We start from the raw sequence: 13175 nt of genomic DNA on the forward strand, positions 1-13175 counted from the left end.
CAGATTTCGAGCGGCTTTCTTCGAGCGCTGGGCCGTCGAACTGCGTCTTTCCCTGAGTCTCGACAGAAATGGGAACGTGTTCTAGTCTCAGAGAGTGAGTGAACCATCGACGAGACAGGAGCGTCCTGTGGGTGACCATGACAGTCACGAGGTGATGCAGCGGCTCGAGGCGCTACTGCCGACACTGCGCGAGCGTGCGCAGGAAACCGAGGATCTACGTCGCATCCCCGACGAATCGATCAAGGCACTCCAGGAGTCCGGCTTCTTCAAACTGCTTCAGCCGGAGCAGTGGGGCGGCTTCCAGGCCGATCCGGTGCTGTTCTACTCCGCGGTGCGGAAGATCGCGAGTGCCTGCGGCTCCACCGGATGGGTCTCGTCGATCATCGGAGTTCACAACTGGCATCTCGGTCTCTTCACCCAGCAGGCGCAGGAAGACGTGTGGGGCAAGGATACCGATGTGCGCATCTCGTCCTCCTACGCCCCGATGGGCGCCGGCCAGGTGGTCGACGGTGGTTACACGGTGAACGGTGCCTGGGCATGGTCGTCCGGGTGTGACCACGCCAGCTGGGCAGTGCTCGGTGGTCCCGTGATCAAGGACGGGCGGCCGGTCGACTTCGGCAGCTTCCTCATTCCCCGCGAGGACTATCGCATCGACGACGTGTGGAACGTGGTGGGACTGAGGGGAACCGGCAGCAACACGGTGGTGGTGAAGGACGTGTTCGTTCCCCGCCACCGCTTCCTGAGTTTCAAGGCGATGAGCAACCTGACAGCTCCGGGGCTCGAGCAGAACACCGCCCCGGTGTACAAAATGCCGTGGGGGACGATTCATCCGACCACGATTTCCGCTCCGATCGTCGGTATGGCCTACGGCGCGTACGACGCACACGTCGAGCATCAGGGCAAGCGTGTCCGCGCAGCATTCGCCGGTGAGAAGGCAAAGGACGATCCGTTCGCCAAGGTCCGGATCGCCGAGGCGTCCAGCGACATCGACGCCGCCTGGCGGCAGCTGTCGGGCAACGTGGCCGACGAGTATGCGTGTCTTCTCGCGGGGCGCGACGTGCCTTTCGAGCTCCGTCTCCGCGCGCGACGTGACCAGGTACGCGCCACGGGCCGGGCCATTTCGTCGATCGACAAGCTGTTCGAGAGTTCCGGTGCCACGGCGCTGGCCAACGGCACACCGTTGCAGCGTTTCTGGCGAGACGCGCATGCCGGACGCGTGCACGCGGCGAATGATCCCGAGCGGGCCTACGTCATGTACGGGACCGGTGAATTCGGTTTGCCGATCACGGACACGATGGTTTAGGAGAACACGTGACGACGACCGAGGAAGCCCTCACGTTCGAGTCCACATCGAAGTTCGCGCAGGTACGGCCCGACCTGAGACTGCACTATCACGAGGCCGGCGTCGGGAACGGCCCCACGATCGTGCTGCTGCACGGCGGTGGACCCGGCGCGTCGTCGTGGTCGAACTTTGCGAGAAACATTCCGGTTCTTGCCGAAAAGTTCCACGTCTTGGCGGTTGATCAACCGGGTTACGGGTTGTCTGACAAGCCCACCGAGCACCCGCAGTACTTCGTGCACAGCGCCTCGGCGCTGAACGATCTGCTCGGCACCCTCGACATCAGTGGACGCGTCCACCTGCTCGGCAATTCCCTCGGTGGCGGTGCCGCAGTGCGGTTCGCTCTCGACTATCCCGACCGCGCAGGACGTCTCGTCCTGATGGGCCCGGGCGGGTTGAGCGTCAACCTGTTCGCCCCCGACCCGACCGAGGGCGTCAAAAACCTCGGCAAGTTCAGCTACGAGCCCACCCGCGAAAACCTCGAGGCGTTTCTGCGCATCATGGTGTTCGACCAGAAATTGATCACCCCCGAATTGGTGGACGAACGCTTTGCTGCAGCAAGTACCCCGGAGTCGCTGGCGGCGGCGAAGGCGATGGGGAAGTCGTTCTCCTCCGCGGACTTCGAGCAGGGCATGCTGTGGCGGGACGCGTACAAGCTCCGTCAGCGGGTCCTGTTGATCTGGGGACGAGAGGACCGGGTCAATCCGCTCGACGGGGCGCTGGTGGCACTCAAGCTGATCCCGCGCGCGCAACTGCACGTGTTCGGTGGGTGCGGGCACTGGGCGCAGCTCGAGAAGTTCGACGAATTCAACCGATTGGCAGCCGATTTCCTCCTGGACGGGGGCAAGTGATGGGTATTCGGTCACTGGCATACATGCGTATCGAAGCCACCGACATGGCCGCGTGGCGTGAGTACGGACTCAAAGTTCTGGGCATGGTCGAGGGGAAAGGCAACAACCCCGATGCCCTGTATCTGCGGATGGACGACTTTCCGGCTCGGCTCGTCATCTTCCCCGGCGACCACGACCGACTGTCGGTGTCGGGATGGGAAACCGCGAATGCCGCAGAGCTCGAACAGGTCCGGAACAACCTCTCGACGGCAGGCGTGCCCTTCAAGGAGGGAACGGCCGAGCAACTGCAGGATCGCAGGGTAGACGAGCTGATCACCTTCGAGGACCCGTCGGGCAACACACTGGAGGCATTCCACGGTGCGGCCCTCGAGCACCGCCGCGTGGTCAGCCCCTACGGGCACAAATTCGTCACCGGCGAACAGGGGCTCGGCCACGTCGTCCTTTCCACCACAGACGACGACGCTTCGCTGCGCTTCTACCGCGACGTCCTCGGGTTCCGTCTGCGCGACTCCATGCGATTGCCGCCGCAGATGGTCGGGCGGCCGGCCGACGGGAAACCGGCGTGGCTGCGGTTCTTCGGCTGCAATCCGCGCCACCACAGCCTCGCGTTTCTGCCGATGCCCACGCCCAGCGGGATCGTGCACCTCATGATCGAGGTGGAGAACTCCGACGATGTCGGGCTCTGCCTCGACCGCGCACTGCGGAAGAAGGTGAAGATGTCGGCGACCCTCGGCCGCCACGTCAACGACCTCATGCTCTCGTTCTACATGAAGACCCCAGGCGGCTTCGACATCGAGTTCGGCTGCGAGGGAAGACAGGTCGAAGACGAGAGCTGGGTGGCGAGAGAGAGCACGGCGGTCAGTCTGTGGGGTCACGACTTCGGTGTCGGGATGCAGTCGTGAGCGAGAGGGCGGACAGTGCGGACCTTGCGGAGCAGGCGATCGACCCGCGCCGGTTCCGCACGGTGCTGGGTCAGTTCTGTACGGGTGTCACCATCATCACCACGACCGACGACGGCACACCGGTAGGTTTCGCGTGCCAGTCCTTCGCCGCGCTGTCCCTCGAGCCCCCGCTCGTGCTGTTCTGTCCCACCAAGACGTCGAGGTCGTGGGCGGCCATCGAACGCAGTGGCATCTTCTGTGTGAACGTGCTCGCCGAGGAGCAGCAGTCGACGTGCGCGCGATTCGGGTCCCGCGACCCGGACAAGTTCGCCGGGATCGACTGGACGGAGTCGCCGTTGGGCTCACCCATTCTCACGGGTTCGCTCGCCCACATCGACTGCACACTCGAGACCGTGCACGACGGTGGCGATCACTGGGTGGTGTTCGGCCGCGTGTCTTCGCTCAGCGAGATCCGCGAGGAGCGACCCCTGCTGTTCTACCGCGGGCAGTACACGGGCATCGAACCCGACAAAACTGTGCCTGCGCCGTGGCGTGACGACCTCGAGGCTTTTCTCACGACGTCGTCGGAAGACACCTGGCTGTAGGGCACCTGCCGGCCGGAGTCGCGCTCACATCGCGACTCCGATGTACTTGGTTTCGAGGAACTCGTCGATGCCGGTGAGCCCACCCTCGCGGCCCAGCCCGGATTCCTTCACCCCGCCGAACGGTGCCGCCGGGTTGGACACGACTCCCTGGTTGAGGCCCACCATTCCCGTTTCGAGGGCTTCGCTGACTCGCAACCCGCGTTTCAGGTTCTCGGTGTAGACATAGGCCACCAAGCCGTACGGGGTGTCGTTGGCCCGCTCGATCGCCTCCGCCTCGGTGTCGAAGGTGCTGATCGCCGCCACGGGCCCGAAAATTTCGTTGTGGCACATCTCGGCGTCGTCCGGCACATCCGTCAGTACGGTCGCCGGATAGAAGTTGCCGGGACGATCGAGTGGTTCGCCACCGGTGAGGACGGAGGCGCCGCGCCCGACCGCGTCTGCGACGAGAGTGCTCACCTTCGCCACTGCCGCCTCGTCGATCAGCGGTCCGACCACGACGCCGTCCTCGGTACCGCGCCCGACGGGCAGTGCCTCCATCCGCTGTGTGAGCTTGCGCGTGAACTCCTCGGCTACCGAACTGTGCACGAGTATTCGGTTCGCGGCCGTGCAGGCTTGGCCGATGTTGCGCATCTTCGCCGCCATGGCGCCGTCGACGGCGTCGTCGAGATCCGCGTCGTCGAAGACGAGGAACGGCGCGTTCCCGCCGAGTTCCATCGAAGTGCGCATCACCGTGCGCGCGCACAGTTCGAGGAGGTGCTTGCCCACCGCCGTCGATCCCGTGAACGACAGCTTGCGGGCGCGGCCGTCGAGGATCAGCGGACTGATCACCTCGTCCGGGCGAGAGGTGGTCACCACGTTGACCACACCATCGGGCAGTCCGGCTTCGGTGAGGATGTCGGCGAGGGCGAGGATGGAGAGTGGAGTCTGCGCGGCGGGCTTGATCACCGACGTGCATCCGGCAGCAATGGCCGGCCCGATCTTGCGGGTCCCCATCGCCATGGGGAAGTTCCACGGAGTGATGAGCAGGCTCGGTCCGACGGGCTGCCGGGTCACCACGAAACGCGACCCACCTCCGGGTGCGGTCATGTAACCGCCGTCGATACGGACTGCTTCCTCGGCGAACCACCGGAAGAACTCGGCTGCGTAGGCGATTTCGCCGCGCGCCTCGGTGAGCGGCTTACCCATCTCGAGGGTCATGACGAGTGCGAGCCGATCGGTGTTGTCGAGCAGCAGGCGGTGCGCGTTCATGAGGATGGTGCTGCGTTCGCGGGGAGTGGTGGCGGCCCACGACGGTTGCGCCGCCACCGCCGCGTCGAGCGCCTCGCGGGCCTCCGCCGCGTCGGCATCGGCGACCGTGCACAGGATCTGTCCGGTCGACGGGTCGTGGACCGGCATGGTGCGGGCGCTGTCACGCCACTTCCCACCGATGAAGAGACCGGTCTGGACCGAACGAATTGCTGCTTCCTCGAGCATGTTTCTTCCCCATTCTCCGTTGCCGAAGTGATGCCGCCCATGATATACAGATTGTCAACAATCTGACAATGCAAATTGCTGCGGCACGACGGCGGCATCTACGCGTGGGAGGGTTCTCGTGACTCGGTTATCTCCGCTGCTCGCACAAGCCACACCCGTGACGGTCGACCACGGTGAAGGGTGCTACCTCTACGGCACGGACGGCCGCCGTTACCTCGACTTCACCGCGGGAATCGGGGTAACCAGCACCGGCCACTGCCACCCCCACGTCGTCGAGGCTGCCCGCCGGCAGGTCGGCTCGCTCATCCACGGCCAGTACACGACGGTCATGCACCAGCCGTTGCTCGAACTCACGGAGCGGCTCGGCGCGGTGCTGCCCGAGAACCTCGACTCGCTGTTCTTCGCGAACTCGGGAAGTGAGGCAGTGGAGGCGTCCCTGCGCCTCGCCCGTCAGTCGACCGGCCGGCCGAACGTGATCGTCTTTCACGGTGGCTTCCACGGCCGCACTGTGGCGACGGCGACGATGACCACCTCGGGTACCCGGTTCTCGGCCGGGTTCAGCCCGCTGATGGGCGGTGTCCACGTTGCCCCGTTCCCCAACGCCTACCGCTACGGCTGGTCGGAGGAGGAAGCCACGGCCTTCGCGCTGAAGGAGCTGGACTACATCTTCGCCACGCTCACCGCGCCGAACGAGACCGCGGCTTTCGTGGTCGAGCCGGTACTCGGTGAGGGCGGCTACGTGCCCGGCAACACGACGTTCTTCCACGGACTGCGCGAGCGCGCCGACCGGTACGGAATCCTCCTCGTCATCGACGAAATTCAGACCGGATTCGGCCGCACCGGCAAGTTCTTCGGGCACCAGCATTTCGACGTCCGGCCCGACATCATCACCATCGCCAAGGGCCTCGCCAGCGGGTTCCCGTTGTCGGGGATCGCGGCGTCGGCCGAACTCATGGCCAAGGGATGGCCGGGCTCGCAGGGCGGAACGTACGGCGGCAACGCCGTGTCCTGCGCTGCCGCGGTCGCGACGCTCGAGGTGATCGAGAAGGAGGGTCTTGTCACCAACGCTGCGGAGCGAGGGGCGCAGCTCCTCGAGGGTGCTCGCCGCACCGCCGGTGCGGGCGTCGGGGACGTGCGGGGACTGGGACTGCTCGTCGGTAGTGAATTCACCGCGCCCGACGGAACGCCGGACCGCGCGACGGCGACCGCCGCCCAGCAATTGGCCGCTCGGAAGGGCCTGCTCCTGCTGACCTGCGGCGCCCACATGAACGTGGTACGCATGGTCCCACCGCTCATCGTGTCCGAGCAGCAGGTCGAAGACGCGCTCGCGATCTGGTCCGAGGTGCTCGACAAGGTGTAACCCCCTGTGAGTACTTATCAACCGCCCGCGGTTTGTTGAGTCTGGGGACATGTGAGACAGATGATGTCCACCCAGATGTGAGACACGCTGCTGTCGATTGAGGTATGAGGCACCTGACTGGTCGTGGACTTGGTTCATGACCGGAACGGAAGCCGTCATGGAACTGCTACACGCCCTGCTGGTGGTCTCGCAGACCACCGGCGCCGACATGTTCGACGGGAACTTCGCCCGCTGGTGCACCGACCACGGGATCTCCCGCGCCACCGCCTACCGGCACAAGAAACGGATCGAGGAGGACGGCCGGTGGACCGCCCGGTCCCGCCGGCCCACCTCCTGCCCACACGCCACCGCGTGGGAGGTGGAGGCCGAGATCGTGCGGCTTCGCCTCAACCTGCCCCATCACGAGCGCGGCGCCGACACCATCGCCTACCACCTGAACGCGGTCGCCGAGAAACAACACTGGTCCGAGCAGGGCTGGACCATCCCGTCCCGGGCCACGATCAACAAGATCCTCTCCCGCTACCACCTGGTCGTCCCCGAGCCGAAGAAACGCCCGAAATCGTCCTACCGCCGGTTCTGCTACCGCAAACCCCGCGACTGCTATCAGATCGACGCCACCGAAGTTCGGTTGGCGACCGGAGCCAAGGCCACCGTCTTCGAGGTCCTCGACGACTGCACCCGCACCCTGGTCGCCACCCGGGTCGCGGACGCCGAGACCGCCGCCGGGGCGATCGCGGCGATCACCGCCGCGTTCACCGACTTCGGGGTTCCGGCACTGGTACTCGCCGACAACGGCAGCGCGTTCACCTCCCGCCGCACCAAGGGCGGCACCTCGGGCTTCACCCGGGTCGTGAAGCGGGCCGGGGCGCGGCTGATCCACTCCACCCCATACCACCCACAGACCTGCGGGAAGGTCGAACGCCACCACCGCACCTTCAAGCAATGGTTGGCCACTCACCCCACCCAACCGACCACTCTGATCGAACTGCAGCAGCTCTGCGACACCTACCAGCGGTTCTACAACACCGACCGCCCGCACAGTGCGGTCAAGATGCCGCCACTGCAGGCCTGGCAGAACGCGCCACTCCTCGGTGGGCCACAAGCACTTCCGATCCAACACGACGCCACCGTGCACGCCCTGATCGTCTCCTCCGCCGGCACCGTGTGCATCGACTCCCACACCCGACTGAGCGTCGGCCGGCGCAGAGCCGGGCAGACCATCACCCTGCTCCACGACGACGACCACGTCACCGCCTACACCGCCGACGGCAACGTGATCGGACACCTACACCTCGACCACACCAAGCGCTACCAAGGACAACTCCAACCCGCCTAAAATCTGTCTCGCATCTACGTAGACACCCGTGTCTCATATCAACGTAGACAGCACAAACCGCCCGCGGTTAATAAGTACTCACAGGGGCTACGAAGGAGGAAACGTGGCCCGCTACATCACCATTACTCTGGACAAGCGCGGCGTGACGTGTCGCGCCCGACTTCTCGACGACGACGCCCCGCGCACCTGTGACGCGGTGTGGAACGCGCTTCCGCAGAGCGGGGACGCCTACCATGCCAAGTACGCGCGGAACGAGGTGTACACCTTGATCCCGCGCATCACCGCGGCGCCGCACCGCGAGAACCCCACCGTCACACCGATTCCCGGCGACGTGTGCCTCTTCGACTTCGAACCCTGGGAGATCGGGAACTCCGCCTACGGGTACGAGCCCGGCTCGGAGGCACACGCCGAACAGGGTGCCACCGACCTGGCGATCTTCTACGGCCGCAACAACCTACTGCTCAACGGTGACGTCGGATGGGTGCCGGGCAATGTGTTCGCCGCCATCGAGGACGGCCTCCCCGAATTGGCGGCGGCGTGCAACGACCTGTGGATGCGCGGAGTCGAGGGCGAAACAATGAGCTTTGCCCGGGCTTGACACCGCCGGACCCCGATCCGCGGACCTTCCGTACGCATCGCGCCGGTTGAGGAAGGTGCGACGCGCTGCGAAGGTCCGCGGATCGAATTCAGCCCAGCACGTGCTCGGCGAACCGTGCGACTGCGAGTACGAGGTCGTCCGAATGCCGCGGTCCGACGATCTGCAGCCCGACAGGTAGTCCCGCGGTGGTCTTGCCCACGGGGATGCTGATCGCCGGCTGCTGCGTCAGGTTGAACGGGTAGGAGAACGGGGTCCATTGGGGCCAGCTAGTGAGGTCACTGCCCGGTGGGACGTCGTATCCGGCCTCGAATGCGGGAATGGGGACGGTGGGCGTGAGCAGCACGTTGTGGTTGAAGTGGAACTTGCCCATCGTGATGCCGACGTCCGCGGCAACCGCCCGTGCGTCGAGATAGTCGACGGCGCTGAACGTCTCGCCGCGCTCCCACACCCGTGCCAGCCCTGGATCGACCTTGTCCCGCGCACCTTCGGGGAAGTTCTTCAACATCGCGGCCGCACCGGCCGCCCAGAGGAGCTCGAAAGCGTCGAGGGGGTCGGTGAATCCCGGATCGGCTGCAGTGACCGGAAGACCGGCCGAGTCGAGATACCGGACCGCCCGATCGACGATCGCCCGCACTTCCGGATCGACGGTGACGTAGCCGAGTGTCGGCGAGTAGGCGACACCGAGTCCGACGACGTCGCGGCCGATCTCACCACGAAAAGTGGTGGGGAAGGGGGCGAGTGACGTGGGGTCGCGGGGGTCGGGCAGCGACATGATGTCCATCAGCAGGGCGGCGTCCTCCACGGTTCGGGTGAGGGGACCGGCGTGTGCCAGCGGCCCGAACGGGCTCGCCGGGAACAACGGAATCCGCCCGTGAGTGGGTTTGAAGCCGACCACCCCGCAGAACGACGCGGGAATGCGCACGCTGCCGCCGCCGTCCGTGCCCACCGAACAGGGGCCGAGACCGGCTGCCACCGCCGCCGCGCTGCCCCCGGAGGAACCACCGGCCGTCTTGGTCGGATCGGCGGGGTTGCGGGTGATTCCGCACAGGGCGCTGTCGGTGACCGCTTTCCACGCGATCTCGGGAGTGGTGGTCTTGCCGAGAAAGACCATCCCGTCTTCGCGGAGCCGGGCCGCGACAGGACTGTCCACATTCCACGGCTGATCCTCGTCGATCGCCTGGGAACCGCGGAGCGTCGGCCATCCGTCGGTGAGGAAGATGTCCTTGATGGAGATGGGGACTCCGTCGAGCAGGCCCTTGGAGTAGCCGGTGTTCCAGCGCTCCTCCGACTTCTTCGCCTGGGCGAGAGCTCGTTCCGCGTCGACGAGGCTGTACGAATTGATGTCGCGGTCACGCTCGGTGATGGCGTCGAGAATCGCCTGCGTTGCCTCTACGGGCGACAGCTCTCCGGACGAGTAGGCCGTGACCAGTTCGACGGCGGTCATGTCGGTGGGATTCATGGAGACTCCTTCATCCTGGACGGTCGGCCCCTGCTTCAGCGGCTCGGGACGTACCCGAGCTGCTTGTCTACGACGTTCTCGAGGGGGTGCCCCGCGACCCATCGTTCGAAGTTGTCGGTGAACACGGTAACCAGCGCATCGCGCCACCCGGCGAAATCACCCGAATTGTGTGGCGTGATCGAAACATTCGGCATGTCCCACAACGGGTGGTCCGCCGGCAGCGGTTCGGAGTCGAACACGTCGAGTGCGGCGCCGGCGATCGTCCCCGACCGCAGCGCCTCGACCAGGTCGTCGGTGCGGACGAGTTCGCCGCGGCCGACGTTGACGAACCGTGCCCCCGGCTTCATCGCCGCGAAAGTCTCTGCGCAGAACATGTGCCGTGTCTGTTCGGTGAGCGGCGCCACTGCGACGACGTAGTCTGCGTCGGTGAGCTGTGCGGGCAGGTCGTCCGCCGGCAGAACGACGCCGAAGTCGGGATCGGATTCGTGCCCCCGGCGCCCCGATCCGCGGACTGTCATTCCGGCAGCGCGGAGCAGTCGGGCCACCGCACGTCCGATGGGACCGGTGCCGACGATCAACGCGGTGCGCCCCGCGATGCGTTCGGACTCCCGGTGTTTCCAGGTGTGGGACTGCTGCAACCGTATCGATCCGGGAAGGTCCTTGGCGAACGAAAGGATCTGCGCCAGTACGTACTCGGCGATGGCGCCGTCGAACACGCCCCGTGAATTGGTGATGGTGACGTCGCTGTCGCGGGCCTCGGGAAACATCACCGGGTCTACCCCGGCGGCGGCGATGTGGAGCCACTGCAGCGAGTCGGCCGCGTGCCAGGCTGCCGGGACGGCGCCGCTCAGGAAGTCGTAGAGGAACAAGACGTCGGCACCGTCGAGCGCGCGCGCCAACCCAGCCTCGTCCGTGTAGCGAACCTCGGCGCGCGAGTCGACCGGCGCCATGAGGTCGTTCCGCGGCAGGACCTGCGCATGGAGCACCGCGACGATCGGTTTTCGACTCACGTTGACACCGTAAGAGTAGCTCGTATGATTGTCAACAATCCGAAAAGGCTCAGGCGTTGCCGAAGCGAAGGTGAGGCCCGGTATTGGAACTGAACATTCCCGAATTCGAAGGGCCAATTGCGCAGCGAGGAATCGGCATCATCGCCCCGTTCGACCTGGCGCTCGAACGCGAGCTGTGGCGATGGGCGCCGCTCGAGGTGAGCCTGCACCTCGCGCGCACCCCTTACGAACCGGTTCCGGTGAGCCTGGAGATGGCAGAACTGGTGTCCGAGCGCCGGCATCTCATGACAGCAACCCGTGACGTGATGCATGTGGAACCCGAAGTCGTCGCCTACCTCTGCACGTCCGGCAGTTTCATCAAGGGCATTGCGCACGAACGGAAGCTGTGCGACGCCATCTGTGAGGCAGGCGCCCAGCACGCGATCACGACGTCGGGCGCCCTCCTCGAGGCGATCGAACACCTCGAGCTGAGCAAGGTCTCGGTGATCACCCCCTACGACGCGGCGCTGACCGAACGGCTGCACAGTTTTCTGCACGAGGCGGGAACCGACGTGGTGCGGTCCGATCACCTCGGACTCGGCGGCGGAATCTGGAAGGTCAACTACCGGACGATCGCCGAACGCATCATCGCCGCCGACGACCCGAAATCGGAAGCCATCTTTGTCAGCTGCACCAATCTCCCCACCTACGACGTGATCGCCCCGCTCGAGGCGGAGCTCGGTAAACCCGTCCTCACCGCCAATCAGCTCACGATCTGGGCATGCCTCGGCCGGATGAAGCTCCCGATGTCCGGACCCGGCAAATGGCTCCGCAACGTCTTCTGATCCGACCCCCCGACCCCCGCAGAGGAGAACGCATGACCCGCCTCCAGGCCCCCACCGTGGGATTCATCTACCCCGACCACGCGGCCGAGGACGACTACCCGTTCGCCGCGGACATGCTCGGGGTAGACCTGCCGGTCGTGCACATCTACGGCACCGACCTGCACGCCGTGCCCGAACTGCTGGACCTCGGCAGTCCCGAGAAGCTCGCCGGCGGCGCCGCCCTCCTTGCGGAGCAGAAGCCGGACGCCGTCGTGTGGGCGTGCACCTCGGGCAGCTTCGTCTACGGACCCGACGGCGCGAAGCAACAGGCCGATGCCCTCGCCGCGGCCACCGGTGTGCCCACGTCCAGCACCAGTTTCGCGTTCGTCCACGCGCTGGCTGCCCTCGGGATCACCCGCGTCGCGGTGGCCGCGAGCTACCCGGAGGACGTCGCGAAGTTGTTCGTCGACTTCCTCGCCGCTGCCGGCGTCGAGGTGCTGTCCATGTCGAGCGCCGGCATCGATACCGCCGCCGAAGTCGGATTGCTGAGCCCGGAGGAAGTGGTCGAGCTTGCGGTCGAAAACGATCACCCGGATTCGGAAGCACTCCTCATCCCCGATACGGCGATGAGGACGCTGGGCGCGCTGAGTACTCTCGAGCAGCGCCTCGGCAAGCCGGTCCTCACGGCAAACCAGGTGACCATCTGGGAAGGCCTGCGCCTCGCGGGCCACACGGCGGTGCATCCGTCGTTAGGAACCTTGTTCGAGAAAGGCCACAGTCATGGCTCTGACTGACTTGGAACCCGTCAGTCGTCAATCGACTGCCGAGTTCATCGCGGATCGTCTGCGTGACGCCATCATGAAGGGCGCACTCGAGCCCGGCACGCAGCTGGGGGAGGCGGATCTGGCCGCGCACTTCCAGGTGTCGCGCGGGCCGCTACGCGAGGCCATGCAGAGGCTGGTGTCCGAGGGAATCCTTCACAGCATCCGTCACCGGGGCATCTTCGTGACGGAGCTGACCCTCGACGACGTCGTCGACGTCTATCGGAGCCGATCGGTGATCGAGCGAGGTGCGCTCGAGATGATTTTCGACGACGGGCTGAGGGAGGACGTCTATCGCGCTCTCGAAGCACCTGTCATCGCGATGAAGGCCGCCGCCGAGCGGGGTGGCGCCGCCGCCGTATCGGACGCCGACCAGCTGTTTCATCAGGTTCTGGTGGAAAGTGCGTCGAGTCCCCGGCTGGTTCGTGCGGCCCGGACCTTGCTGATCGAGACGCGGATGTGCCTGGGCGCCCTGCAGACCACCTATGAGGACATTCGGGAGCAGGCCCAAGAACACGACGAGCTGCGAGAAGCGATCAGAACGGGTACACGTGAAGAGGTGCAGGAATTACTGGCCGAGCATCTCGACGATGCCGTTCAGCGCCTGCGCGCCGATCAGAGGACTTTGTCCTCGTAGAA

General features: G+C 65.7%; 13 protein-coding genes. 10 read left to right on the top strand and 3 right to left on the bottom strand.

The genetic code is table 11. The features are described from left to right. Positions 1–154: 154 nt before the first annotated feature. Genes hsaA through hsaB form a run of 4 tightly spaced genes read left to right on the top strand, consistent with a single transcriptional unit; the run spans position 155 to position 3676 of the window. Positions 155–1303, top strand: coding sequence for a 3-hydroxy-9,10-secoandrosta-1,3,5(10)-triene-9,17-dione monooxygenase oxygenase subunit (hsaA, locus tag GFS60_RS04180; RefSeq protein ID WP_201453588.1), 1149 nt, complete (start codon positions 155–157; stop codon positions 1301–1303). Between the two features lie 8 nt (positions 1304–1311). Further along, the gene (gene hsaD, locus GFS60_RS04185; protein ID WP_159919102.1) at positions 1312–2190 is read left to right on the top strand and encodes a 4,5:9,10-diseco-3-hydroxy-5,9,17-trioxoandrosta-1(10),2-diene-4-oate hydrolase; all 879 of its coding nucleotides are present in this window, start codon (positions 1312–1314) and stop codon (positions 2188–2190) included. After that, positions 2190–3092 carry an iron-dependent extradiol dioxygenase HsaC gene (gene hsaC, locus GFS60_RS04190; RefSeq protein WP_159919103.1) on the top strand — a complete coding sequence of 301 codons (903 nt, stop codon included), beginning with the start codon at positions 2190–2192 and terminating at the stop codon, positions 3090–3092. Before hsaD ends, hsaC begins: the two co-directional genes overlap by 1 nt. Next, positions 3089–3676: a 3-hydroxy-9,10-secoandrosta-1,3,5(10)-triene-9,17-dione monooxygenase reductase subunit gene (hsaB, locus tag GFS60_RS04195; protein ID WP_159919104.1), complete on the top strand. Its 588-nt coding sequence runs from the start codon at positions 3089–3091 to the stop codon at positions 3674–3676. The genes hsaC and hsaB overlap by 4 nt, the downstream gene beginning before the upstream one ends. Positions 3677–3700: 24 nt before the next feature. Here the strand turns inward: hsaB and GFS60_RS04200 are convergent, their stop codons facing one another. After that, entirely contained in the window at positions 3701–5149 is a 1449-nt protein-coding gene (locus GFS60_RS04200; protein ID WP_159919105.1) for an NAD-dependent succinate-semialdehyde dehydrogenase, read from the bottom strand. A gap of 118 nt (positions 5150–5267) precedes the next feature. Between GFS60_RS04200 and GFS60_RS04205 the strand changes: the two genes are divergently transcribed. From GFS60_RS04205 to GFS60_RS04215, 3 genes are all read left to right on the top strand, one after another. Continuing rightward, on the top strand, positions 5268–6509 hold the full coding sequence (locus tag GFS60_RS04205; protein WP_159919106.1) for an aspartate aminotransferase family protein: 1242 nt from the start codon (positions 5268–5270) through the stop codon (positions 6507–6509). Positions 6510–6645: 136 nt separating this feature from the next. Beyond that, positions 6646–7845, top strand: coding sequence for a DDE-type integrase/transposase/recombinase (locus GFS60_RS04210; protein ID WP_236603167.1), 1200 nt, complete (start codon positions 6646–6648; stop codon positions 7843–7845). Between the two features lie 103 nt (positions 7846–7948). Next, entirely contained in the window at positions 7949–8443 is a 495-nt protein-coding gene (locus tag GFS60_RS04215) for a DUF3830 family protein (RefSeq protein ID WP_109326674.1), read from the top strand. 88 nt (positions 8444–8531) lie between these two features. Here GFS60_RS04215 and GFS60_RS04220 read toward each other — a convergent pair whose 3' ends face one another. Together GFS60_RS04220 and GFS60_RS04225 are read right to left on the bottom strand one after the other, a co-directional pair. After that, positions 8532–9902, bottom strand: coding sequence for an amidase (locus tag GFS60_RS04220; protein ID WP_159919107.1), 1371 nt, complete (start codon positions 9900–9902; stop codon positions 8532–8534). 35 nt (positions 9903–9937) lie between these two features. Continuing rightward, complete coding sequence (locus GFS60_RS04225) at positions 9938–10912, bottom strand: D-2-hydroxyacid dehydrogenase (RefSeq protein ID WP_159919108.1); 975 nt, start codon at positions 10910–10912, stop codon at positions 9938–9940. Between the two features lie 83 nt (positions 10913–10995). On the opposite strand from GFS60_RS04225, the gene GFS60_RS04230 reads away from it, so the two are divergent. From GFS60_RS04230 to GFS60_RS04240, 3 genes are read left to right on the top strand one after another with little or no spacing between them, the layout of a single operon-like run. Then, the gene (locus tag GFS60_RS04230; protein ID WP_159919109.1) at positions 10996–11736 is read left to right on the top strand and encodes a maleate cis-trans isomerase family protein; all 741 of its coding nucleotides are present in this window, start codon (positions 10996–10998) and stop codon (positions 11734–11736) included. Positions 11737–11768: 32 nt separating this feature from the next. Beyond that, a complete protein-coding gene (locus tag GFS60_RS04235) occupies positions 11769–12509 on the top strand; it encodes a maleate cis-trans isomerase family protein (RefSeq protein WP_159919110.1) in 741 nt (246 codons plus the stop codon). Further along, positions 12496–13173: a GntR family transcriptional regulator gene (locus tag GFS60_RS04240; RefSeq protein WP_159919111.1), complete on the top strand. Its 678-nt coding sequence runs from the start codon at positions 12496–12498 to the stop codon at positions 13171–13173. The genes GFS60_RS04235 and GFS60_RS04240 overlap by 14 nt, the downstream gene beginning before the upstream one ends. Positions 13174–13175 lie beyond the last annotated feature (2 nt).

The organism is Rhodococcus sp. WAY2, from assembly GCF_009859915.1.
Lineage (GTDB): Bacteria > Actinomycetota > Actinomycetes > Mycobacteriales > Mycobacteriaceae > Rhodococcus_F > Rhodococcus_F oxybenzonivorans.